Raw genomic sequence first — 243 nt, 5'->3', positions numbered from 1 at the left:
CTAAAAGCTGTTGTTTTAGAGCAGAAATGTCATCAGGCAAGTGATCGGTCGGTGGTGTTTTCATGGGTTGGATTATACCAACCCTGGTTAATTCATGGCAGTGTAAAATAAGGTTTCATGCAGTTTATTGTTAAAAATATCCAGACCGTCCAATAATAAATTCAGTTGATAGCCGTCAATACAGATGGCGGCGCTGTCGGTCGGCTTTAGCCATTTAAAGCGCTGCTTTTCCAGGCGTTTGTA

Annotated in this window: 1 protein-coding gene; it reads right to left on the bottom strand. The window is 42.0% G+C overall.

All coding sequences use genetic code 11. The features are described from left to right. Window positions 1-87 precede the first annotated feature (87 nt). A complete protein-coding gene (locus WG929_RS21160) occupies window positions 88-234 on the bottom strand; it encodes a hypothetical protein (protein WP_416207645.1) in 147 nt (48 codons plus the stop codon). Between the last annotated feature and the right edge of the window lie 9 nt (window positions 235-243).

Origin of the sequence: Oceanobacter antarcticus (assembly GCF_044962685.1) — a bacterium.
Classification (GTDB): domain Bacteria; phylum Pseudomonadota; class Gammaproteobacteria; order Pseudomonadales; family Oceanobacteraceae; genus Oceanobacter; species Oceanobacter antarcticus.
The sequence above is the reverse complement of the archived record's forward strand: the minus strand, read 5'-3'. Positions and strand labels throughout refer to the sequence as shown.